Below are 1,210 nucleotides of genomic sequence, written 5' to 3'. Positions count from 1 at the left end.
TGGTGCATCCGGCAAGATGAGGGAATTTTAGCGGCGCGAGCGGGTTGAAGGGGAAGTTCCCCTCCAAGGTGGCGTGCCATGACCGTTCATGCCCGTTCCGTCAGCGCCGAAGAGTTGAGTGCTTTGACGCAGTTGGCGCGTTCCCGCACCCGTGGTGCGGGTTTGGTTCGGCGCGCCCAGATCGTTCTGAATGGCGTGGAGGAGGGCCTGGGCGCGCCGGAGATCGCCGCCCGCATGGGGTTGAGCCGCAAATGCGTGCGGTTCTGGCTCAAGCGGTTCAACGAACACGGCCTTGCCGGTTTGCACGAGGCGATGCGCTCGGGGCGCCCACCCACCTACACCGCCGAGGAGCGCGGCACAGTGATCACCACCGCCCTGACCGCGCCCGGCGAGTTGGGCCTGCCGTTCGCCTGCTGGACGTTGGATCGCCTGGTCGCCTACCTGAGTGAGCACGGCGTGGCCATGCGGCGCAGCCGGATCAGCGAGATCCTGCTGGCCGAAGGCCTGAAGTGGCGGCGGGAGGAGACGTGGTTTGGCGAGCGGGTCGATCCGGACTTCGCTCGAAAAAGGGGGCTATCGAGCAACTCTACACCGCCGCCCCCACCGGCAGCGTCGTGATCTGCCTGGACGAGATGGGGCCGCAGGCGTGCAAGAGCTATCCGGGCCAGCGGCTGGTCGCCCCCGCCGGGCCGAAGTCTGAGCGTGCCCGCCAGGAGATCGATTACGACCGCCGCGATGTCGCCGGCTATGTGTTCGGGGCTCTTCAGCCGGTCACCGGAGCGGCCTTCACCGCCCCCTATCTGGGGCGAACCACGGCCAACTGGCTCGACTTCCTCGGCCGCGTCGAAGCCTGGGTCAATCCGGCCGTCGAGCGGGTCTATGCGGTGTTGGACAACCTGAGCACCCACACCGCCGTGGACGTGTTGCTGTTCAATCTGGCCCATCCGCGCTGGGAGTTCGTCTTCCAGCCCAAATACGCCGCCTACCTGAACCTGATCGAGCCGTGGTGGAAGGTGCTGCGCTCCCTGGCTTTGAAAGGACGCCGCTTCGACGCATGGGCTGAAATCGAGCAGGCGGTGGAACAGGCCACCGCCTACTGGAATGCTCATAAGCACCCGTTCATCTGGGGCCGCCGACGGCGCCACCGGACGACAAAACGCTTCGGCGTCGCCGCCCTCCCAAACGTCGCCCTCATTTAGCGGATGCACCA

General features: G+C 66.3%; 2 protein-coding genes. Both read left to right on the top strand.

The window, feature by feature from the left end:
* Positions 1 to 78: 78 nt before the first annotated feature.
* Complete coding sequence (locus QSG27_RS28985; protein WP_306712318.1) at positions 79 to 618, top strand: helix-turn-helix domain-containing protein; 540 nt, start codon at positions 79 to 81, stop codon at positions 616 to 618.
* Positions 615 to 1,199 carry a transposase gene (locus QSG27_RS28980; protein WP_306712316.1) on the top strand — a complete coding sequence of 195 codons (585 nt, stop codon included), beginning with the start codon at positions 615 to 617 and terminating at the stop codon, positions 1,197 to 1,199. The genes QSG27_RS28985 and QSG27_RS28980 overlap by 4 nt, the downstream gene beginning before the upstream one ends.
* Positions 1,200 to 1,210: the final 11 nt, after the last annotated feature.

The organism is Azospirillum isscasi, assembly GCF_030849505.1.
Lineage (GTDB): Bacteria > Pseudomonadota > Alphaproteobacteria > Azospirillales > Azospirillaceae > Azospirillum > Azospirillum isscasi.
Note: the sequence above shows the minus strand (reverse complement) of the source record. Positions and strands in the feature narration are given on the sequence as shown.